The 23020-nt window shown below is 33.8% G+C and carries 23 protein-coding genes and 1 other annotated feature; all 23 genes read left to right on the forward strand.

Translation table 11 applies throughout. The annotated features are described in order from the left end of the window. Positions 1-33: 33 nt before the first annotated feature. The 23 genes from dnaJ (at position 34) to dnaG (ending at position 23015) form a co-directional block, all read left to right on the forward strand. Positions 34-1146, forward strand: a complete 1113-nt coding sequence (gene dnaJ / locus DFR57_RS12825) for a molecular chaperone DnaJ (protein WP_114353615.1) — start codon at positions 34-36, stop codon at positions 1144-1146. Positions 1147-1184: 38 nt separating this feature from the next. After that, positions 1185-2123, forward strand: coding sequence for a 50S ribosomal protein L11 methyltransferase (gene prmA / locus DFR57_RS12830; RefSeq protein WP_114353707.1), 939 nt, complete (start codon positions 1185-1187; stop codon positions 2121-2123). Positions 2124-2140: 17 nt separating this feature from the next. Next, on the forward strand, positions 2141-2893 hold the full coding sequence (locus DFR57_RS12835) for a 16S rRNA (uracil(1498)-N(3))-methyltransferase (RefSeq protein ID WP_114353616.1): 753 nt from the start codon (positions 2141-2143) through the stop codon (positions 2891-2893). Positions 2894-2897: 4 nt separating this feature from the next. Then, positions 2898-4247 (forward strand): tRNA (N(6)-L-threonylcarbamoyladenosine(37)-C(2))-methylthiotransferase MtaB, encoded by a 1350-nt coding sequence (mtaB, locus tag DFR57_RS12840; RefSeq protein WP_114353617.1) that lies wholly within the window; start codon positions 2898-2900, stop codon positions 4245-4247. Between the two features lie 95 nt (positions 4248-4342). Beyond that, on the forward strand, positions 4343-5014 hold the full coding sequence (gene deoC, locus DFR57_RS12845; protein ID WP_114353618.1) for a deoxyribose-phosphate aldolase: 672 nt from the start codon (positions 4343-4345) through the stop codon (positions 5012-5014). Between the two features lie 118 nt (positions 5015-5132). Beyond that, positions 5133-5309: a 30S ribosomal protein S21 gene (gene rpsU, locus DFR57_RS12850; protein WP_018931586.1), complete on the forward strand. Its 177-nt coding sequence runs from the start codon at positions 5133-5135 to the stop codon at positions 5307-5309. Between the two features lie 18 nt (positions 5310-5327). Continuing rightward, positions 5328-5774, forward strand: a complete 447-nt coding sequence (locus tag DFR57_RS12855; protein WP_114353619.1) for a GatB/YqeY domain-containing protein — start codon at positions 5328-5330, stop codon at positions 5772-5774. A gap of 241 nt (positions 5775-6015) precedes the next feature. Continuing rightward, entirely contained in the window at positions 6016-7320 is a 1305-nt protein-coding gene (locus DFR57_RS12860; RefSeq protein WP_114353708.1) for an NfeD family protein, read from the forward strand. 18 nt (positions 7321-7338) lie between these two features. After that, a complete protein-coding gene (floA, locus tag DFR57_RS12865) occupies positions 7339-8328 on the forward strand; it encodes a flotillin-like protein FloA (protein WP_114353620.1) in 990 nt (329 codons plus the stop codon). A 38-nt stretch (positions 8329-8366) separates the two neighbouring features. Next, positions 8367-8858: a hypothetical protein gene (locus DFR57_RS12870; protein ID WP_114353621.1), complete on the forward strand. Its 492-nt coding sequence runs from the start codon at positions 8367-8369 to the stop codon at positions 8856-8858. A gap of 153 nt (positions 8859-9011) precedes the next feature. Continuing rightward, positions 9012-9296 (forward strand): sporulation protein YqfC, encoded by a 285-nt coding sequence (gene yqfC, locus DFR57_RS12875; RefSeq protein WP_114353622.1) that lies wholly within the window; start codon positions 9012-9014, stop codon positions 9294-9296. A gap of 17 nt (positions 9297-9313) precedes the next feature. Further along, positions 9314-10531 (forward strand): sporulation protein YqfD, encoded by a 1218-nt coding sequence (gene yqfD / locus DFR57_RS12880; RefSeq protein WP_114353623.1) that lies wholly within the window; start codon positions 9314-9316, stop codon positions 10529-10531. 2 nt (positions 10532-10533) lie between these two features. After that, positions 10534-11493: a PhoH family protein gene (locus DFR57_RS12885; RefSeq protein WP_114353624.1), complete on the forward strand. Its 960-nt coding sequence runs from the start codon at positions 10534-10536 to the stop codon at positions 11491-11493. 100 nt (positions 11494-11593) lie between these two features. Then, a complete protein-coding gene (locus tag DFR57_RS12890) occupies positions 11594-13738 on the forward strand; it encodes an HD family phosphohydrolase (RefSeq protein ID WP_114353625.1) in 2145 nt (714 codons plus the stop codon). Then, positions 13728-14192, forward strand: coding sequence for an rRNA maturation RNase YbeY (ybeY, locus tag DFR57_RS12895; protein WP_114353626.1), 465 nt, complete (start codon positions 13728-13730; stop codon positions 14190-14192). Before DFR57_RS12890 ends, ybeY begins: the two co-directional genes overlap by 11 nt. Then, a complete protein-coding gene (locus DFR57_RS12900; RefSeq protein WP_114353627.1) occupies positions 14170-14553 on the forward strand; it encodes a diacylglycerol kinase family protein in 384 nt (127 codons plus the stop codon). The genes ybeY and DFR57_RS12900 overlap by 23 nt, the downstream gene beginning before the upstream one ends. Positions 14554-14643: 90 nt before the next feature. Beyond that, positions 14644-15549: a GTPase Era gene (era, locus tag DFR57_RS12905; protein WP_114353628.1), complete on the forward strand. Its 906-nt coding sequence runs from the start codon at positions 14644-14646 to the stop codon at positions 15547-15549. Positions 15550-15686: 137 nt separating this feature from the next. Then, complete coding sequence (locus DFR57_RS12910) at positions 15687-15824, forward strand: YqzL family protein (RefSeq protein WP_114353629.1); 138 nt, start codon at positions 15687-15689, stop codon at positions 15822-15824. 21 nt (positions 15825-15845) lie between these two features. Next, entirely contained in the window at positions 15846-16589 is a 744-nt protein-coding gene (gene recO / locus DFR57_RS12915) for a DNA repair protein RecO (protein ID WP_114353630.1), read from the forward strand. Positions 16590-16642: 53 nt separating this feature from the next. Then, positions 16643-16814 (forward strand) — a binding site (T-box leader). Positions 16815-17005: 191 nt separating this feature from the next. Further along, positions 17006-17890, forward strand: a complete 885-nt coding sequence (glyQ, locus tag DFR57_RS12920) for a glycine--tRNA ligase subunit alpha (protein ID WP_114353631.1) — start codon at positions 17006-17008, stop codon at positions 17888-17890. Beyond that, positions 17883-19973 carry a glycine--tRNA ligase subunit beta gene (glyS, locus tag DFR57_RS12925; RefSeq protein ID WP_114353632.1) on the forward strand — a complete coding sequence of 697 codons (2091 nt, stop codon included), beginning with the start codon at positions 17883-17885 and terminating at the stop codon, positions 19971-19973. The genes glyQ and glyS overlap by 8 nt, the downstream gene beginning before the upstream one ends. A 32-nt stretch (positions 19974-20005) precedes the next feature. Further along, entirely contained in the window at positions 20006-20824 is an 819-nt protein-coding gene (locus tag DFR57_RS12930; protein ID WP_114353633.1) for a pyruvate, water dikinase regulatory protein, read from the forward strand. 373 nt (positions 20825-21197) lie between these two features. Then, positions 21198-23015, forward strand: coding sequence for a DNA primase (dnaG, locus tag DFR57_RS12935; protein ID WP_114353634.1), 1818 nt, complete (start codon positions 21198-21200; stop codon positions 23013-23015). The last annotated feature ends 5 nt before the right edge of the window (positions 23016-23020 follow it).

Below are 23020 nucleotides of genomic sequence, written 5' to 3' on the forward strand. Positions count from 1 at the left end.
TATGCAAATCAAGAGCGGGAGCGTGATTAACCAATGAGTAAGCGGGATTTTTATGAGGTTCTTGGTGTATCCAAAGATGCCTCAAAAGAAGAAATAAAAAAAGCATATCGAAAGCTTGCAAGAAAATATCATCCAGATGTGAATAAAGAAGAAGGAACCGATGCGAAGTTTAAGGAAGTAAAAGAAGCATATGAAGTCTTAAGTAATGAGCAACAACGAGCTCAATATGATCAATTTGGTCATGCTGGACCTCAAAGCCAAGGTTTTGGCGGTGCTGAAGACTTTGGTGGATTCGGTGACATTTTTGATATGTTTTTCGGTGGTGGAGGACGTAGAGATCCTAATGCACCAAGGCAAGGAGCTGATCTTCAATATACAATGGCCCTTGGATTTGAAGAAGCTATTTTTGGTAAAGAGACTGATATTCATATTCCAAAAGATGAAACATGTAATACATGTGATGGTTCAGGAGCTAAACCAGGTACAAAACCAAAAACATGTTCACATTGTAATGGTTCCGGCCAACTCAATATAGAACAGAATACTCCTTTTGGCAGAGTAGTAAATAAACGTGTCTGTCATCACTGTGAAGGTACTGGAAAAATGATTGAAGATAAGTGCCATACGTGTGGAGGAAAAGGGAAAGTTAAAAAACAAAAGAAAATACACATTAGTATTCCAGCTGGAATTGATGATGGCCAACAAATTCGAGTTTCTGCACAAGGTGAACCAGGTGTAAATGGTGGACCTTCAGGAGACCTTTATGTGGTTATTCAAGTTAGACCTCACGAATTTTTCCAAAGAGAAGGAGACCATATTTTTTGTGAAATGCCTATCACATTTGCACAAGCCGGTTTAGGCGATGAAGTTGAAATTCCAACTGTTCATGGTAAAGTAAAATTAAAAATCCCTGCAGGAACACAGACAGGAAAAACATTCCGATTAAAAGGCAAAGGTGCTCCAAACGTGAGAGGCTACGGTCAAGGTGATCAACATGTTAAAATTCGAGTAATTACGCCAACTAATCTTAGTGATGAACAGAAAGATTTGTTACGTGAATTTAATGAATTGAGTGGTAATCAACCAGCTGACGAACAAGAAGATTCTTTTTTTCAACGCGTAAAAAGAGCTTTTAAGGGTGAGTAAGAGCTATATTAAAATTTAATTAAAGTGAGATGATCTCTTTGAAATGGACTGAATTATGTATTCATACTACAAACGAAGCGATAGAACCGATTTCGAATATCTTTCATGAAGCTGGTGCTAGTGGAGTTGTAATAGAAGACCAGTCTGAATTGGATGTCCAGCGTGAAGATACTTATGGAGAAATCTATGAGTTAGATCCAAACGACTATCCGGATGAAGGAGTTTTATTAAAAGCTTATTTACCTGTTAATAGTTTCTTAGGAGAAACTGTTGCCGAAATTAAACAAGCTATTAATAACTTATTACTTTATGATATAGACTTAGGTAGAAATAGCATCACACTAAGTGAAGTTAATGAAGAAGATTGGGCTACAGCTTGGAAAAAATATTATAAACCAGTCAAAATTTCAGAGAGAATTACAATCACACCAACCTGGGAAGACTATCAAAGAGTATCTAGTGATGAATTAATTATTGAATTAGATCCTGGAATGGCATTTGGAACTGGTACACATCCAACAACTGTGTTGAGTATTCAAGCCTTGGAGCAATACGTAAAATCAAATGATACAATTTTGGATGTAGGTTGTGGTTCAGGTGTATTAAGTATTGCTTCAGCACTTCTTGGTGCACAGGAGATCTTTGCGTATGATTTAGATGAGGTAGCTGTAAAAAGTGCTAAATTAAATGCAAAAGTAAATAAGGTTGAGAAAAAAATCCATGTTAAACAAAATAATTTATTAAACAATGTAACTACAAAAGCAGATGTCATTGTAGCAAATATTTTAGCTGAAATAATTTTGAGATTTGAAAAAGATGCTTTTTCATGTTTGAAAAGTGGTGGTATTTTTATTACATCAGGAATTATCCAAGCTAAAAAGGATCAAGTTAAAAGCGGCCTAATTAATGCAGGTTTTGAAATTTTAGAAATTAACCAAATGGAAGACTGGATTTCTATTATTGCCAGAAGGCCTTAAGAAAGTGAGAGCTCTTGATGCAACGATATTTTGTTCCTGAAAATAATTGGACGGAAGATTATGCAGCTATTACCAGTGATGATGTACACCATATCATAAATGTTATGCGAATGGATGTAGGTGCTGAAATAATATGTAATCATCCACGAGGGAAAGCGGCTCTATGTGAAATTATAGCTGTTTCAAAAGATCAGATAGATGTTAAAATTAATAAATGGTTAGAAGAAACAGTGGAATTACCAATTAATGTGACTATTGTACAGGGCTTGCCTAAGGGTGATAAGTTGGAGTGGGTTATACAGAAAGGAACAGAACTTGGAGCTGTTGAATTCATTCCATTTCAAGCGAAACGTTCTATTGTAAAATTAGATGCAAAAAAAGCAGAAAAAAAGCTAATTCGATGGCAAAAAATTGCAAAAGAAGCTAGCGAACAATCTCATCGTACTGTAATCCCAACTATTACTCCTGTGAAAAAATTACAAGAAATATTAGATTTACGTGAAAATTATGACGTAACACTAATTGCTTATGAAGAAGAAGCAAGATCAAGTAATCCAGTTATGTTATACGATCATTTGAATAATATATCAAAAGAATCTAAAGTTTTACTGTGTATTGGTCCAGAAGGTGGATTTTCTGAAGAAGAAATTGAAGCATTTAAACAAAATAAGTTTGAATTTGTTCGTTTAGGACGAAGGATATTAAGGACAGAAACGGCAGCAAGTTATTTTTTGTCATGTGTATCCTTTTATTTTGAAGAAATGAGGTGATGGAATGCCTGCAACTGTGGCTTTTCATACTTTGGGTTGTAAAGTTAATCATTATGAAACAGAAGGAATCTGGCAAAAGTTTAAAGATTCAGGATATGAACGTGTGGAGTTTGACCATCATGCAGAGGTTTATGTAATTAATACTTGCACGGTTACTAACACAGGTGATAAGAAAAGCAGACAAGTTATTCGTCGTGCTATTCGTAAAAATCCAGATGCGGTTGTATGTGTAACAGGTTGTTATGCTCAAACATCTCCTGGTGAAATTATGGAAATACCTGGGGTTGACGTTGTCGTTGGTACACAAGAACGAGGTAAAATGATCCAATATATTGAAGATCACCTTGAACATCGTGAACCAATTAACGGTGTTGCAAATATTATGAAAAATCGAGTGTTCGAAGAAATGGATGTTCCAGATTTTTCTGATAGAACACGTGCTTCTTTAAAAATACAAGAAGGCTGCAATAATTTTTGCACATTCTGCATTATCCCTTGGTCTAGAGGCTTACTGAGATCGAGAGACCCAGAGAACGTAATGACTCAAGCACAACAACTTGTAGATGCAGGTTACAAGGAAATTGTTCTAACCGGTATACATACTGCGGGTTATGGCGAAGATATGAAAGATTATAATTTTGCAACGTTATTAAGAGAGTTAGAAAAAAACGTAAAGGGCTTAAAGCGGATTCGTATTTCGTCGATCGAAGCTAGTCAGATTACGGACGAGGTAATTGAGGTGTTAGATCAATCTGAAAAAATTGTCCGTCACTTACACATCCCGTTGCAAGCAGGATCAGATACAGTTCTAGAACGTATGCGCAGAAAATATTCGACAAGTTTTTATAAAGAAAAAGTAGATAAAATAAAAAATGCGTTACCAAATCTTGCGATTACATCGGATGTTATAGTTGGTTTTCCTGGCGAAACGGATGAAGAGTTTGATCAGACTATATCATTTGTTAAAGAAATTGGTTACTCAGAGCTTCATGTTTTTCCTTTTTCAAAGCGTACTGGTACACCCGCAGCAAGAATGGACAATCAAGTAGAAGATGAAGTTAAAAATAAAAGAGTACAACAATTAATCCAATTATCAAATGAACAGGCTCTTGCTTATGCAAAGCGATTTGAGAATGAAGTGTTAGAAGTGATTCCTGAAGAATCATCAGAGCAGGATCAAACAAATCAGTTAATTGGGTATTCCGATAATTATCTAAAAGTTAAGTTTGAAGGAACTAAAGATATGATCGGGCAAATCGTAAAAGTGAAGCTAACAGAAGCGGGTTATCCTTATAATCAAGGGCAATTTGTTAAAGTAATGGATGCTCCTACTGTACGTGAGGTGTCTATTTAGCAGTTAGTTTTCTTTATGCACAATAAGGGAATATGGAAACAACTACAAGTTTTTATATTACTACAAATATATTTCAAGCAAGGAGGAAATTTTTAATGCAAAATAATTTAGCTGGTATGATTGATCATACGTTACTTAAGCCTGATGCTACAAAGGAACAAATTGATAAATTGCTAAATGAAGCAAAAGAGTATCAATTTGCTTCTGTATGTATTAACCCCTCGTGGGTAAAAGCGAGTTATGATGCGCTTAAAGATACTTCTGTAAAAGTATGCACTGTAATCGGATTTCCTTTAGGTGCCACCTCAACTGCTACAAAACAGTTTGAAACAAAGCAAGCGATAGAAGATGGAGCTACAGAGGTAGACATGGTTATCCCAGTCGGTGCACTAAAATCAGGATTAACAGATGTAGTGAAAGCCGATATTGAAGCGGTCGTTGAAGAAGCAAAAGGAAAAGCCTTAGTTAAGGTTATTATTGAAACTTCTTTACTTTCTGATGAGGAAAAAGTCACAGCATGTCAAATTGCAAAAAAAGCTGGTGCTGACTTTGTTAAAACCTCTACTGGTTTTGCTGGTGGGGGAGCGACTGTAGAAGACATTACGCTGATGCGTGAAACTGTTGGTAGTGAGATGGGTGTAAAAGCTTCAGGTGGGATAAAAGACTTGGAAACAACAGAAGCACTGATCAATGCAGGTGCAACACGAATTGGAGCAAGTTCAGGTATAGCTATTCTTGCCGGAAAAACCTCTGATTCAGACTATTAATTAAGTCTAGTAATGAAAATATGTTGACCGATTACTAGACCTATATTATAATGATTGAAGATATATGTGTTTATATATCTATTCATTTTTTCGATGCTTCGGAGGGAGGGAAATTAATATGTCTAACACAACTCGCGTTCGTAAAAACGAGTCTCTTGAAGACGCTCTTCGTCGCTTTAAACGCAGTGTATCTAAATCGGGCACATTGTCTGAATATCGTAAGCGTGAATTTTATGAGAAACCTAGCGTGCGCCGCAAGAAAAAATCAGAGGCTGCTAGAAAGCGTAAATTTTAAAGAGGGTGTAAGCAAATCATGACTATCGTTGAACGTCTAAACCAAGATATGAAGCAAGCTATGCGAGATAAAGATAAACTTACTTTAAGTGTTATCAGAATGGTGAAAGCTTCAATGCAAAATGAAGCAATTAAACTTGGAAAAGACGTTTTGTCGGAAGAAGAAGAATTAACTGTTTTAGCAAGAGAGTTAAAGCAGCGTAAGGATTCCCTCCATGAATTTAAAGAAGCTGGCCGCGGTGATCTTGTAGATAAACTTGATGAAGAAATTAAAGTATTACAAGGTTATATGCCAAAGCAGCTATCAGAACAAGAATTAGAGGAAATTATTGTCCAAACGATTAATGAAGTTGGTGCTTTATCTAAGCAAGATATGGGTAAAGTAATGGGTGCGTTAATGCCTAAAGTAAAAGGCAAAGCGGACGGCCAAACTGTAAATAAGTTAGTTCAAAAACACTTAAGCTAAATTTTTTAGTTTAACGCATTATGATAAAAACCCTTCGTTTTAATTTAACGGAGGGTTTTTTTGCATTTTTATCTGGTTAATATTCTGTATGTTCTATAAAATTATGATACACTAAATAAGGATAAATTAATTGAAACTTTATTAAATGTTAAACGTATACATAGTATCCATTCGTAAGTTAAAAATACAACATGAAAGGAGGATCAGTATATTGAGAGCTCTTCGATTGGTTTATATACCGATGTTATTCGCATTAGTTGTTTTTTCTATTTTCAGTTATCCACTCGAAGCTAATGCTCAAGAAAACGGTGAAGGAAAAATTGTTTATATTATACCGATTGAAAATACGGTTGAGAGAGGATTAGAAGCATTTATTCGGAGAGCAACGAATGAAGCTATTGAAGCTAGTGCAGACCATATCATATTTGAAATTAATACGCCAGGTGGTCGTGTAGATGCAGCTCAAAATATAGGTGAAATATTGCAGGACGTTGATATAGAGACTAGTTCATTTATAACAGTAAAAGCTTTGTCTGCTGGGTCCTATATAGCATTAAATACAGATAATATATATATGAAGCCTCAAGCTAACATGGGAGCTAGTGGTGTCATAAACGGAGATGGTACTGCAGCGGATAAAAAAGCACAATCTGCATGGATAGCTAATATGACAGGGGCAGCGAAGTCTAAAGACAGAGATCCTCTATACGCAAGGGCTATGGCAGATGCCGGTGTGGATTTACCTGAGTTAGGTGCTCCGGAGGGTGAGTTTTTAACGTTAGATGCCCAGACAGCGATGGAGGTTAACTATGCTAATGCAATTGTTAATCATCGTACACAGCTGTTATTAGAATTAAATTTGTCTAATGCAGAAGTAATTGAATCAGAGTTAACATTTGCTGAACATATTGCTAGATTTTTAACAGACCCAGTAGTGGTTCCCATTTTGTTATCATTAGCAAGCATTGGCTTAATTGTAGAACTTTATTCGCCAGGTTTTGGTATTCCAGGTTCAATTGGATTACTATCTTTAGTTTTATTTTTTTATGGTCATATTGTGGCAGGGCTAGCAGGATTAGAAGCTGTAATATTATTAGTTCTAGGTATAGGTTTAATTATTGCAGAATTATTTGTTCCTGGGGGTATACTAGGATTTGTAGGAATAGGTGCGATGACTGGTGCATTATTTATGTCAACAGATGATGTTGGCCATATGGCAATGAGTATAGGTATTGCATTATTAGCATCTATTCTAGTATCTGTAGTCCTATTTAAAACAATGGGCTATGAAAAAGGTTTATTTAGACACATTATTCTACAAGACGCTACTACGACTGAAAAAGGATATGTATCTTCTACCAATCGTTTAGAATTGATTGGTTTAGTAGGTAAATCTATTACTCCTTTAAGACCATCTGGTATAGGTGTTTTTGATGGTGAACGGTTAGATGTAGTGACAGAAGGGTCATTTATTGATACTGATCAACCTATTCAAATATTTAAGGTAGAGGGATCACGTATTGTTGTTAAATATATAAATGAATAATTTTTAGGAGGATGAAATATGGATATTCAAACTTTATTACCGATAGTTGGAATAGGTTTAATAGTAATTGCGGTTGCAATTTTATTTACATTTATTCCAGTAATGTTATGGATCAGCGCCTTAGCTGCTGGTGTTAAGGTAAGTATTTTTACACTTGTAGGGATGCGATTAAGAAGAGTAGTACCAGCTCGCGTTATTAATCCACTTATTAAAGCACATAAGGCTGGCATTGACGTAACTACAAACCAGCTTGAAAGTCACTACTTAGCAGGTGGTAATGTAGACCGTGTAGTTAATGCACTTATTGCTGCACACCGTGCCAATATTGAATTGAGTTTTGAACGTGCAGCTGCAATTGATTTAGCTGGACGTGACGTTCTTGAAGCAGTTCAAATGAGTGTTAATCCAAAAGTAATTGAAACTCCATTTATCGCAGGTATCGCTATGGATGGTATTGAAGTTAAAGCATTAGCTAGAATTACTGTTCGTGCTAACATCGATCGACTTGTTGGTGGTGCTGGTGAGGAAACCATTATTGCTCGTGTTGGTGAGGGTGTTGTAAGTACCATAGGTAGTTCAGAAGCACATACAAAAGTATTAGAAAATCCAGATTCCATATCTCAAAATGTTTTGGGTAGAGGCTTAGATGCAGGGACAGCTTTTGAAATACTATCGATTGATATTGCTGATGTTGACATCGGTAAAAATATTGGTGCGATATTACAGACTGACCAAGCTGAAGCTGACAAGAATATTGCCCAAGCAAAAGCAGAAGAAAGACGTGCAATGGCAGTAGCGCAAGAACAAGAAATGGTTGCCAAAGTACAAGAGATGAGAGCGAAGGTTGTGGAAGCTGAGGCTGAAGTTCCACAAGCACTAGCGGAAGCATTACGTAATGGTAAAATGGGTGTTATGGATTATATGAACTATCAAAACATTGATGCAGATACCGATATGCGCGATTCTATTGGAAAACTGTCAAAATCAGACCATGAGGACGATGAATAATAATTATTGTTTAACTCTCCTTGAAAGGATGGTGTATCATGGATGATATTTTAGGCTTTATTATCCCAGCAATTGCTGTGATGGCTTGGCTTTTTGGATTGTTTAAATCTGAGGATCAAAAAAAACAAGAACAACCCAAAAGTCAGCCACCTAGACAATCTAGGGAAAATAAGCAAACAACTTTGACTCGGGCAGAATTAGAAAAACAAGCTAAAACGAACTCTAAAGCTCAAACAGATAACTCTGCTGAGATGAAAGATTTTAAAGATCAAAAACAAAATCAAATAGAGCAAATGCGTGATAGGTTGCAGCTTCAAAGTAAAGAAAGCTTAAAAAAATCAAAGCATGACGCAATTAAAGGTGTAACACCACCGAAAAAAGTAACATCTAAATCGCAAATGCCTTCTTCTTTAACTATAAGAAATCAGTTAACCACAAAAGGCATAGCGCAGAGTGTGGTAATGGCAGAAGTGTTAGGACCACCAAAAGCAAGACAGCCAAAAAGAAAGATTAATGGTCGCATACAATAAAATAATCTATTTTCTTTGTTGTAAAGGAATGAACCGCAGTAGACATAATCTACTGCGGTTTTTTTTATGGATTATTGTAGACTCATGAAATCTGACTACAAAAAGTTCTGATTATTAGTATTTCACATAAAGTTTGATAAGGGGGAATAATCAATGCGAGATAGGTTTAGTATTTTTAAAAAGAATTTACCTAGAATTCTCGATTTACCTGATGATGTATTACTTGGGTTACCAAAAATAACGATGGTTGGGTCTTTGCATGCTTATGTAGAAAATCATCAAGGATTATTATTTTTTTCAGAAAAAGAAATACATATCAAAACTCAAAATGGTCTAGTCAAAATAGTAGGAAATGCTTTTGTATTAAAAATGATGCTATATGATGAAGTGTTAATTGAAGGTGAAATAAATGATGTAACTTTTGAATTAGAAAAATAAAAAATCAGGAGGATATCATGGAGTTTAACAATAAAAAATGGATGAAGGGTTATGTAACTGTAAAAATTGAAGGTATTCATGCATTTTCATTTATAAAACAATGTTCCCTACAAAATATTCCGATGTGGAATGTTAAAATGATCAGTGAAAATTCCTATCAAGCTGAAATATTACATCGTGATATAAGTACTTTAAGAAAACTTAGAATAGGACGAAAATGTAAATTGAAATTTTTAGGGAAATGGGGGTTACCATTTATAATTATTAATTTTTTTCAAAGAAAAGCATTTCTATTTTCTATAGTAATGGCAATATTGATTGTATTTATATTATCTAACATTATTTGGAAAATTGAAATTAAGGGTGTTAATGAGGATTTAAATCGAAAAATGAGATCCATATTAGAGGAAAATAATGTTGAAGTTGGTCGTTTTCATTGGACAAGTCTATCTAATGAACAATTAAAAGCAAAAATTTTACATGAGGTTCCAGACTTAATGTGGGTGGAGATTAGTAAACAAGGTACTCAAATAAATATACAAGCAGTAGAAAAAAGTAACGAAAAAACTGAAAAAGATAATGGAAAAGGTGACATGGTAGCAAGTAAAGATGGTGTAATCGTTGATTTATTCGTAGAAAAAGGTAAACCGGTGGTAAGGGTAAATGACACAGTACAAAAGGGTGATTTACTTATTTCTTCAGATTATACATTTTCCAATGACCAAGAGAATGAAGAGGAAGATAAAAATAAGAAAAGTAAAAGTATTACAAAAGGAGAAATTATCGCTAAGGTTTGGTATAAAAGTATAATTGAAGTTCCATTAAGTTCAAAATTTTCTACTTTAACAGGTAAAGTTTATTCGAAATATTATTTAGGTGTTGGAAATAAAAGGTTGCCAATTTGGAATTTTAATAATTCAAAGTTTGATGATTATCAAATAGAAGAGGTAGTGAAGAATTTTTATTTTCTAAACTGGAAAATACCTGTTACATTTTCAACATTTAATGTAAATGAAGTTAAGCAAAAAAGTATACAATATACAAAGAATGAAGCAAAAAAACTCGGAATGAAGGAAGCTAGAAGAAAATTAGAAATGGCTTTACCAAACGGCTCAAAAATTGAAACTGAAAAAGTTTTGCACGAAAGTGCTGACAGTGGTAAAGTTAAATTAACTCTATACTTTACAGTATTAGAAAATATTGCAATAAAACAACCATTACCCCAAGGAGATTGATTATGCCAGAGGATTTAAAAATAATTGACTTAAAAATAGAAGAACCAAGTGAAGCACTTAATTTATTTGGTACAGAAGATAGACACCTAAAACAATTAGAGAATCAATTACAGGTATCGATTGTTTCTAGAGGTGAACATGTTCGTATTTCCGGAGAAACAGTGGATGTAAAATTAGTAGAAGTTATTTTACAAAGCTTGTTAAAGATTATTAAAAAAGGGATAAACATATCCGAAAGAGATATCGTGTACGCAGTTGATTTAGCAAAAAAAGATAAAATTGAGCAATTAGAAACTTTATTTGAAGATGAAATTACTAAAAATGCCCAAGGAAAGCCTATACGAGTGAAAACGATAGGACAACGAGATTATATTCGGGCTATTAAGCGTAACGATCTCGTTTTTGGAATTGGTCCAGCAGGTACAGGTAAAACATATTTGGCAGTTGTGATGGCTGTACATGCATTAAAAAAAGGACAAATAAAAAGAATTATTCTAACTAGACCAGCAGTAGAAGCTGGAGAAAGTCTTGGTTTTTTGCCTGGTGATTTAAAGGAAAAGGTTGATCCATACCTTAGACCATTATACGATGCGCTTCATGACGTACTTGGAACAGAGCATACCTTAAGACTAATAGAAAGAGGCACTATAGAGATTGCACCATTAGCATATATGAGGGGAAGAACGTTAGATGATGCATTTGTTATCTTAGATGAAGCACAAAATACTACAAACGCACAAATGAAAATGTTTTTAACCCGTCTTGGATTTGGCTCGAAAATGGTTATAACGGGTGATATTACTCAAATCGATTTACCTAAAGGAGTTAAGTCTGGTCTAATTGAAGCAAAAAATAAATTAGCTGATGTAAACGATATTTCCTTCACTTTCTTACAACAGTCAGATGTGGTAAGACATCCGATAGTGCAAAAAGTAATTGCAGCTTATGAAGAAAAAGAATAACACAAAAAGCCTCATACATAGAGGCTTATTTTTCTATTAGAATAATATTAGATGGTTCTTAAACAACTTAAACTTCCTTCTTCAGATAAGGAGAATTTAAATGAAAAGTACACGTTTGAGTAATATCATTAATCGTATTAGCAAGGGAAAATGGTTTCTTCAAGTCGGAGCCATCTTACTTATTATGATTACTTTCTTTATCCTTGCTTTTCCTAATGTGTATACACAAACATATGATATGGAGAAATTTAGTACAACCAAGGAAACCATTCGTGCTCCCATAACAATTGAAAATGAGAAGGAAACTGAGAGACGAACAAGAGAAGTCGTGCAATCTATTGAAGAAAGGTACCAGATTTCAACTGAAATAACGGAAGAAAGAATAGGGTTTGTTGAGGAAATATTTGAAGCTGTTAAAAAGATTAAAGAAGATAATCTTAACTCAACTGAGGAAGGCGTAAACACAGAAAGTGAATTAGATCAGCTTAAGCAAATATTAAGCCCTGAAATAAATAATGCAGATATAACTAACAAACAATGGCGGATTTTGTTAGATTCTACAGATAATGAACGTACACTTGCACAAGAACTCATAACAACCTCCTTGTATGAAGCATTTGACAATGGGGTTAGAAGTGAGGAACAAAGTAATGTAATTCGAGATATCAATCAAAAATTACAGTATGCCTCGATTAATGAAGAATTAAGAGAAGTATTATTTCAAATTGTGAATTTTGCAATAGTACCAAACTCCTTTTTTTCTGCAGACCTCACTAACGAGGCTCAAAAGCAAGCAACAGATAATGTTGAACCAGTAATGATTCGTGCTGGAGAAGTGATTGTGCAAGAAGGACAGTTAATTACAAATGAAATATATGAAGAGCTTGAATTACTTGGATTATTAGATAGTGAACGAAACTATTTTCCAGTCATAGGCTTAATCATTTTGTTTCTTTTACTTGCCTCTATTATTTTTATAGAGTTTAAAGAATATGAAAAGATAGCTAAATTAGATCGTGCTAAGATGGGTGCGATAGTTCTTGTTAGTCTATTTGTTGCTATCATGTTAAAGATGAGTAGTTTATATATGACTTCTACCAATCATTTGCATATACTTGTTCCAATTGCTGCGGCATCCTTATTAGTAAAGATTCTGTTAAGCGAGCGAATTGCAATTGCATTATCGATTGTTTATTCCATTATTGGAAGTGTTTTGTTTAATACAGAAATACCCGGTTTATTGAATTTGGAAGCAGGTATTTACTTTTTATTTTCACAGTTAGCTGGCGTATATTTTCTAAGAAATATTAAGGACAGGTCGGCGATTTTAAAAGCTGCCAGCGGTGTGGTTTTGGTTAATATTGCAACCGTATTATTATTTTTATTTATGACCTACGAAAAATATACCTGGATTGAATATCTAACCTATAGTGGGTATGGTTTATTATCTGCGTTATTAGCAGCGATTTTAACGCTTGGTATGTTACCCTTCTTTGAGACGGGCTTAGGAATAATATCAGACACAAAATTATTAACCTTATCAAGTCCCAACCAACCACTTTTAAGAAAATTATTAGTGGAAGCACCAGGTACTTATCATCATAGTATTATGGTAGCTAATTTAAGTGAGGCTTCCTGTGAAGCAATTGGAGCAAATGGGTTACTTGCGCGAGTTGCAGCATATTATCATGATCTAGGAAAAACGGTGAGACCGCATTATTTTATTGAAAATCAAATGGGGATGAAAAATCCTCATGATTATTTAGAACCTGCTCAAAGTGCTGAAATTATTATGGCGCATCCTTATGACGGTGCAAGGTTATTAAAGGAGCATAAAATACCTAAAGAAATTATAGATATAGCAAAGCAGCATCATGGCACCACTTTATTGAAATATTTTTATTTTAAGGCGAAAGAGAAGTATAATGATACCAAGGAGAGAGATTATCGTTATCCAGGTCCTAAACCAAAGTCAAAGGAAGCAGCAATTGTAGCTGTTTGTGACTCCGTTGAGGCAGCAGTACGTTCAATGGATCATCCTAGTCAAAAAGAGATTTCTAAATTGGTTTCTTCCATCATTGAAGATCGATTGTTGGATGGCCAATTAAATGAAAGTACGTTAACATTTCAAGAATTAGAACAGATAAAAAAGGTCATATGTGAAACATTAAATGGGATATATCATTCTAGAATTAAATATCCTACGGAAGAAAAAAATAAGGAGGATGATCGTCTTGATTATTGATTTTCATGATGAAACAAATGAGGTTACGGAAGAATATATTGATTTAATTGACAAACTGTTGACTTTTGCTGGAAAAGAAGAGAATCTCTCTGATCGAATTGAGTTATCTGTTGGCTTTGTAAATAATGAGGAAATTCAAGAATTAAATAAGAACTATCGCCAAATTGATAAACCTACAGACGTGCTTTCTTTTGCTCTAGAGGATGAAAAGGAAGGGGAGTTAAAAATTATTGGTGAAGATGTTCCCCTTATGTTAGGTGATATTATTATTTCAGTTGATAAAGCTAAAGAGCAAGCCAAAGATTACAATCATTCATTAGAAAGAGAGTTAGGTTTTTTAGCTTTACACGGATTCCTGCATCTAAATGGTTATGATCACATGTCAGAAGAGGATGAAACAAAGATGTTTGATAGGCAAAAGGAGATTCTCGATGCGTTCGGGTTATCCAGGTAATAAGAAGGACCGTGTTGGATTCTACTATGCTTGGAATGGTATAATTCTTGCATTAAAAACGGAGAAAAATGTTCGAATTCACTTTATAATAACTCTTGCTGTACTTTTGCTAGGTGTGTTCTTGTCTTTATCACAAATGGAGTGGATTGTTTTAACATTAACTATCTCAGCTGTTATATCTTTAGAATTAGTAAATACAGCAATAGAGAGAGCGCTTGATGTGATATCGACTGAGTATAACGAAAGTATTGGACTCACAAAAGATTTAGCAGCAGCGTCGGTATTTATAAGTGCAATTGCTGCTTTTATAATTGGATGTATCATATTTTTACCAAAAATTTCATCTGTATTTTTTAATTAATTTTTAGGTGTTTTTTTGTCGAAAAAATCAAATACTCCATTTTTTATAGTAAGATAAAATAGATAGACAAGAAACTTGGAGGAAACATAAATGGATAAAGGATTCAAATCAGGATTTATAGCAATTATTGGAAGACCTAACGTTGGAAAATCTACATTCATGAATCGAGTCATTGGTCAGAAAATCGCCATAATGAGTGATAAGGCGCAGACCACAAGAAATAAAATTCAGGGGGTATTAACCGAAGATGATTCTCAAATAGTTTTTATTGATACTCCAGGAATTCATAAACCTAAGCATAAACTTGGTGACTTTATGATGAAAATCGCCGAGAATTCTTTAAATGAAGTGGATGCTATTCTATTTATGATTAATGCTGAAGAAGGTTACGGTAGAGGAGATCAATTTATTATTGAGCGGTTGCAACATGTGAAACAGCCAGTCTATTTAATTATAAACAAGATAGACCAAGTAGAACCTGATGCATTGCTACCTCTCATTCAACAATACAACAAAATGTATGAATTTGAAGAGATTGTACCTATATCAGCCCTAGAAGGAAATAATGTAGATCATTTATTGGAGCTTTTGAAAACTAAATTACCGGAAGGTCCACAATATTATCCTGCAGATCAAGTAACTGATCATCCTGAGCGCTTTATTATCAGTGAGTTAATTCGTGAGAAAGCACTGCACTTAACAAGAGAAGAAATTCCACATTCAATAGCAGTCGTAATTGAAAAAATTGATCCACGAGGTGAAGAGGATAAACTACTCATACAAGCTAGCATTATTGTTGAGAGAAAATCCCAAAAAGGCATTGTTATTGGAAAGCAAGGAACAATGTTAAAGGAAATTGGTAAACGAGCAAGACGTGATATAGAGAGTTTGTTAGGTTCAAAAGTTTACCTTGAGTTATGGGTTAAAGTTCAAGAAAATTGGAGAAATAAACCACATCAGTTACAAGAGTTCGGTTTCAAGCGGGATGAGTATTAAATTTCTTGAATTTCTATCTAGTCCTATTAATGATTTGGAGAACATGGTAAATATTATTACTTATGCAAAGACGAAAACAGGTAATTCTATAAAATGAACACAATGAAGTAAATTCACAGAGAAAGGTGAGGTTTATTGTGATCGATGTACCATGGAAAATTTTTAGTCAAACTGGAGATATTGAAGCCTACTTGTTAATGAAAGAGATAGAGGAATCTTTTGAACTGAATGAAAACAAAGACCATGAGGATGAGTTAGAAGATACACACTTGTGAGTACAGAAATAGGTGATGTAATTGTTCGAAAAACTAGACGGTATTATACTCCGCACACAAGATTATGGTGAAACTCATAAAATCGTAACTATTTTAACTCCACAACTAGGTAAAATTGGAGCAATTGCCAGAGGTGCAAAAAAACCAAAAAGTAGAATGGCTGCTATCACGCAGCCATTTATACATGCTCAATTTTTAATTCAGCTAGGCTCAAGCTTAGCCACTATACAACAAGGTGAAGTTATACAGTCATTCAGAAAAATTAGAGAAGATATCATTTTGACGGCATATGCTAGTTATCTTGCTGAGTTAACTGATAAATTATTGGATCAGAAAAAATATCGGCCATTTTTATATAAGCAATTATTACAAACGTTTGATTGGTTTGCAGAGGGGAAAGACCCCGAAATTCTTGTGATGATATACGAGTGGAAGATGTATAAAGAAGCGGGTTTTGCACCAGTCGTTATGCAATGCGTGAATTGTGGAAATTCTAATAACTTACATGCATTTTCTGTTAAGAATGGTGGAATGCTTTGCCTTAATTGTACTGGTATGGATGAGAATGCTTATTCATTAAATGCAAATGTTATTAAATTGCTGCAAATATTTTCTGAAGTTGATATTGATAGAATTGGACTTATTAAAGTAAAAGAAGAAAATAAACAATTATTACATCTGCTAATGGAAGATTATTATGAACAATACGGTGGTTATTATCTAAAAACAAAAAAATTTTTAAAGCAGTTGGACTTACTAAAATAGTTTTTCCGTTGACAAAAGTATCTTTTTTTCGTATCATCTTTACATATTCAAATATGTTTGTGTTGATAGAGAGTAGTACTAATTCTTTTTTTTAAAGCGAGCTCAGGATAGTGGAAGCTGAGTATTAAGAAGATTAGGAAGGCGCTCTGGAGCAATTGTAATGAAAGTGGTTATTCTTAAGAATAACAAATAGGGTGGAACCGCGGAATAAAACCCGTCCCTATGTTTTTCTACAAATAAAGTAGAAAAACATAGGGACGGGTTTTTTGGTTGTACAACTCGAAAATGTTGTTTAAGAAAAAGAACTATGATTGAATCAAACGATTTATTGTTTAAAGATTAAGGAAAATTACCTTAATTACTAAGGATTTTTAGTCACCAGTTACATATAGGAAAAATTTAATGGAGGTAAAAGAATGAATATACAAGAAATGATACTTATTTTACAAAAGCATTGGTCTGATCAAAATTGTATTTTAATGCAAGCGTATGACGTCGAAAAAGGCGCAGGAACCATGTCACCGATGACTTTATTACGTAGTTTGGGCCCAGAGCCATGGAATGTAGCTTATGTTGAACCTTCAAGAAGACCAGCAGATGGAAGGTATGGTCAAAATCCCAATAGGTTATACCAGCATCATCAATTTCAAGTGATTATGAAACCTTCACCAGACAATATACAAGAGTTATATTTAGACTCACTAAAAAAATTAGGAATAGATCCTTTAGAGCATGATATTCGATTTGTAGAAGACAACTGGGAGAACCCTACATTAGGTGCAGCTGGCCTTGGGTGGGAAGTCTGGTTAGATGGTATGGAAATTACTCAATTTACTTATTTTCAACAAATCGGTGGTCTTGAGGCTAACCCTGTAGCTGTTGAAATAACTTATGGTATAGAAAGATTAGCTTCATATATCCAAGATAAAGAGAATGTATTTGAATTAGAGTGGACAAATGGTGTTAGTGTAGGTGATATTTTTTATCAACCTGAATTTGAACATTCCACTTATACTTTTAAAGAGTCAGATACAGATATGTTATTTGAATTATTTAATATATACGAAAAAGAAGCGAAAAGAATAATGGAAAGTGGATTAGTTTTCCCTGCGTATGATTATGTGCTTAAGTGTTCTCATACCTTTAATCTGTTAGATGCTAAAGGTGTGATTTCAGTAACAGAAAGAACAGGCTATATTGCAAGAGTACGGAATTTAGCAAGAGAAATTGCGAAATTGTATGTCGAAGAAAGAGAACGACTAGGTTTTCCGATGTTGAAAGGAGAAAAAAATAATGACTAAATCACATGTGTTATTTGAAGTTGGTTTAGAAGAAATGCCTGCCCGCTTTCTAAATGATGTTGAACAACAATTAGAAAAAAATACAAAGGAATGGCTATCATCTTTAAGACTCACTTATACCAAATTAAATACGTATATTACACCTAGAAGATTTGCGGTCACAATTGAAAATATAGCTGAGAAACAACCAGATATAGAAGAAGAAGCAAAAGGCCCTGCTGAAAAAATAGCATTAAATGAAGATGGTTCTTGGTCCAAAGCTGCTATTGGATTTTCAAAGGGTCAAGGGAAAACAGTAGATGATATCTATTTTAAAGAGGTAAAGGGAACTAATTATGTTTTTGTGAAAAAATTTATAGAGGGCCAGTCAACGGATGAATTATTAGTTGATTTTAAAAAAATTATTCTTGGTATTCAGTTTCCTAAAAATATGAGATGGTCCAATCAAACCTTGCGTTATATTCGACCTATCAAATGGCTTGTTGCTATGAAGAATACACAAGTAATCCCATTTGAAATTGTTGGCGTGAAAACCTCTAACATTTCATATGGACACCGTTTTTTATCAGGTGAAATTAGAATAGATGATAGTAAAATGTATGTTGAAAAACTTAGAGAAGCTCATGTCATTGCTTCAGCTGAAGAAAGACAAGAAATGATTACTGATCAAATTGAACAGTTAGAAAAAGAAAAAGGTTGGAAGGTAAAAGTAGAAAGAGGGTTACTTAATGAAGTTACTCATTTAGTTGAATTTCCTACAGCCTCATATGGAACCTTCGATGAAAAGTTTTTAGATATTCCAAGTGAAGTATTAATTACTTCCATGCAAGAGCACCAAAGATATTTTCCAGTTGAATCGTTAAGTGGAGGCCTACTTCCGTTTTTTGTATTTGTTCGAAACGGGGATGACCATGCGATTAAAAATGTAGCAAAAGGTAATGAAAAAGTTCTGCGAGCAAGGTTAGCAGATGCTCAATTTTTTTATGATGAAGACCAAAAGCAGGAAATAGAAACCAACGTCACGAAGCTAAATAAGACAGTATTTCAGGAAAAACTGGGTACTATTGGTGATAAAACAGAAAGAGTAAAAAAAATAACAAGATTAATTGCTGAACGACTTGAACTTACACCACAAAAAATAATGCAAGCTGAACGAGCGGCAAGCATCTATAAATTTGATTTAGTCACCAATATGGTGAATGAGTTTACAGAACTGCAAGGTATTATGGGGGAAAAATATGCACTAATACATGGAGAAGATCCTGCTGTAGCGAAAGCTATTGTTGAGCATTATCTTCCACGACATGCAAATGATAATCTTCCAGAGTCCACACTTGGAGCGATCATTAGTGTTGCCGATAAGCTAGATACGATTGTAGGCTGTTTTGCAATAGGTCTGATTCCTTCAGGGTCACAGGATCCATATGCGCTACGAAGACAAGCATTAGGTGTTCTTGAAATAGTGAAAGAATACGATTGGGACTTTTCGCTAGAAAATTTATTAATTGAAGTCAAAGAAATTTTGATAGAGCAAGGAATTGAGTTGACTAATAAAGAGGCTGTAGTTCAAGATTTAGTTTCCTTCTTTAAAGCTCGCACTGCCTATATTCTAAAGGAATTAGGAGTTTCAACTGACTTAACAGAAGCATTAATTAGCAGCGAGTTAGGTAACATTTCCTTTATGGTGGAAAAAGCACAAATACTAAGAAAAAGACGTACAGAGGAAGCCTTCAAGGAAAAGCAAGAAGCATTTGTTCGTGTTTTAAATATAGCAAAGAAAAATGAATCACCTTCTAACATTGATAACACTTTATTTGAAAATAAAGAAGAGGAACAGCTTTATAATAAATGGACTGAAATTAAACCCAAATATTATAATCAATTAGAAAATCTTCAAGCTTCAGAAGCATTAAACACGCTGAGCGAATTAACTAACTCTATCCATGAATTTTTTGAAGATACAATGGTGATGACTGAAAATAATGCTATTAGATTAAATCGTTTAAACCTTTTAACGGAAATTGCAAAAGGAATTAATGCTTTTGCTGATTTAACAAAAGTACAATGGAAGCAGCAAAAATAATGTTTAAACATGGAAGGAGTGCGGTGTAAATCATGTCAAAAGCAATCATTTATGTGGTTTCAGATTCTGTTGGTGAAACAGCAGAATTTGTAATAAAGGCTGCATTAAGTCAATTTATGAATGAAAATGAATATGAATTATACCGTATTCCATATGTTGAAAATATTGAGGTTTTGCGTGGGGCAGTTTATCATGCGAAGCAATTAGGTGCAATGATCGGCTTTACACTAGTAAATCCTGAATTTAGAGGTTTTTTAAAAAAGGAAGCAGCAGAAAAAAATATAGAATGTGTTGATATTATGGGACCTATGCTTGAAGCAATGGAACGAAAATTTAACACACATGCTAAAGAAGAGCCTGGTTTAATCCATAAGCTTGATGAAGATTATTTTCGAAGAGTAGAAGCGATAGAATTTGCGGTCAGATATGACGACGGTCGTGATCCTAGAGGGATTGAACAAGCAGATATTGTTTTAATAGGTGTATCTAGAACTTCTAAAACACCTTTATCACAATATTTAGCCCATAAGAAATTAAAAGTCGCAAATGTACCAATTGTTCCTGAAGTAGAACCACCAGCAAATTTATTTAAGTTACCAGCTCATAAGTGTATTGGTTTAAAAATTAGTCCAGAAAAGTTAAACGGAATACGTAAAGAAAGATTAAAAAGTCTGGGACTTGATGATAAAGCAAGCTACGCAAATATGGTTCGAATTAAAGAAGAAATTGAATTTTTTGAGCGTATTATTAATCAATTAAACTGTCCAGTAATTGATGTTTCCAATAAAGCAGTAGAGGAAACAGCTAATTTAATATTACAAATGATACATCAATCCTCTTGGAATGTATAAAATGGCTTTACGATGAATACTCTTAAACTAAATATTAGTAATTTACCTCAAATTATATTATAATTAATTTTTGTGTATAAAAGAATTAAACTTAAATCACTCTTTTTATAAAAACGAAGTTATTAAATTTTCATCGATTAGCAGGGATTTGGAGTTTTTTGTAGAATATTACGTATATTCCTTTTTTCTTAAGGATATTCTGCTTTTATACCAATCAGACATAACCTGTAGTAAGTTTATTATATAGCTATTTGAGGTATTACATTTATAGGAAATTCTTTTTTTATTAAGAAAAATAAAAAAAATGTCGATTTTTGCAGGATTTTCACTACTCTAAATCGAATTATATTATTATGAGGTGCGGTGTTTAAATATGGTTGAAAGAATTTCTGATCAGTTAGTTGAAGAAATTCGAAGTTCCATTGATATCGTGGATGTTGTTGGTGAGTATGTCCAGTTGAAAAAGCAAGGCAGAAATTATTTTGGATTATGTCCTTTTCATTCAGAAAACACACCTTCCTTTTCTGTTACCCAGGATAAGCAGATATTTCATTGCTTTGGTTGTGGAAAAGGTGGAAATGTATATACGTTTATCATGGAAATGGAAGGGTATAGCTTTGGGCAGGCCTTAAGACTTTTAGCAGAAAAAGCTGGAAAACAGTTACCTCAAATATCTACATCTAGCGAAAGTAATCAGTCAGATGAAGCAAACCAAATTCTTGAAGCATATCAGTGGCTTTCAAAATTGTATCATCATTTACTTTATCATTCCAAAGATGGTAAAGATGGGCTTAAATATTTAAAAGAACGGGGATTTACAGATCAAACTATTGAAAAGTTCCAATTGGGTTTTTCCCCACATGCGAAAGAATTTATAGCTGAATTTTTAGAAAAAAAGGGATATCACCGTCAAACTATGGTAAAAGCGGGTCTTTTAGCTGTAAATGATCGCGATGAATACTATGATCGGTTTCAAGGTAGAATTATATTCCCAATTCGAAATCATATTGGAAAATGTATAGGGTTTGGTGGTAGAACCATTACACATCAAGAGCCTAAATATTTAAATAGTGCTGAATCAAGTTTATTCCAAAAAGGTAAGCTTTTTTACAATTTTGATTTAGCTAGAAGTTCTATTCGAAAAGAAGGTGTAGCTGTATTATTTGAAGGATATGCTGATGTTATAGCTGCCTATCAAGCAGATGTTTCTAATGGGATAGCAACACTTGGTACTTCCCTAACCGACACCCAGGCGAGGCTACTACGTAGATATGTTGATACTGTATTACTTTGTTATGATGGTGATGATGCAGGATTAGAAGCTACCTATAAAGCTAGCCAATTACTCATGAAATACGGTTGCAATGTAAAAATTGCTGCATTACCTTACGGATTAGATCCAGATGATTTTATAAAGGATTATGGAGCTGATAAATTTAAAAATGATGTGATAGAAGCTGGTAAAACCTATATGGCTTTTATGATCGATTATTTTAAAAAAGATTTTAAGCTTCATCAAGAAGGAGATCGAATTCAGTACATTGAACGAGTAATGGATGAAATTGCTAAGTTAGAAAAACCAATTGAAAGAGAATATTATATGAATGAACTTGTAAATGAATATAATATTTCTATGGAAGTTCTAACGGAAGAATTAAAGTCTCGAATGCGAACCAATAATAAGGCAATACCGGATAAACATAGTCAAACCGGTCATACTAAAGAAATAAACCAACAGAAATCAAGAAAAAGAAAGAAGTTATTACCAGCATATGTAAATGCTGAGAGACAATTATTAAAATATATGTTACAAGATCATACAATTGCTGAGCAAGTTAGAAATGATCTTGGTGTTTCATTTAATATAGATGACCATAAAGTAATAGCGACTTACCTGTATGGTTTTTATGAAAATGGACATGAAGCGAATGTTAGTCAGTTTTTAGCTTCATTTGAAGATGAAGCTATTCGAAAACTAGTGGTTGAACTTTCGATGGATTTTATGGAGTGGGAGATTAGCGAGCAGGAAATTGATGATTATATACGATTGATTAAATCAGAGCAAGATGAAAATCAGCGAATCAAAGAATTGATCCAGTTACAAAAAAATGCCGAACGTCAAAATGATCCAATAAAAGCGGCAGAACTAGCTATGGAAATTCTTCGTATAAAAAAAGAAATGAAAAATTAGTTTTA

This window comes from Saliterribacillus persicus, from assembly GCF_003337485.1.
In the GTDB taxonomy this organism is placed as follows: domain Bacteria; phylum Bacillota; class Bacilli; order Bacillales; family Amphibacillaceae; genus Saliterribacillus; species Saliterribacillus persicus.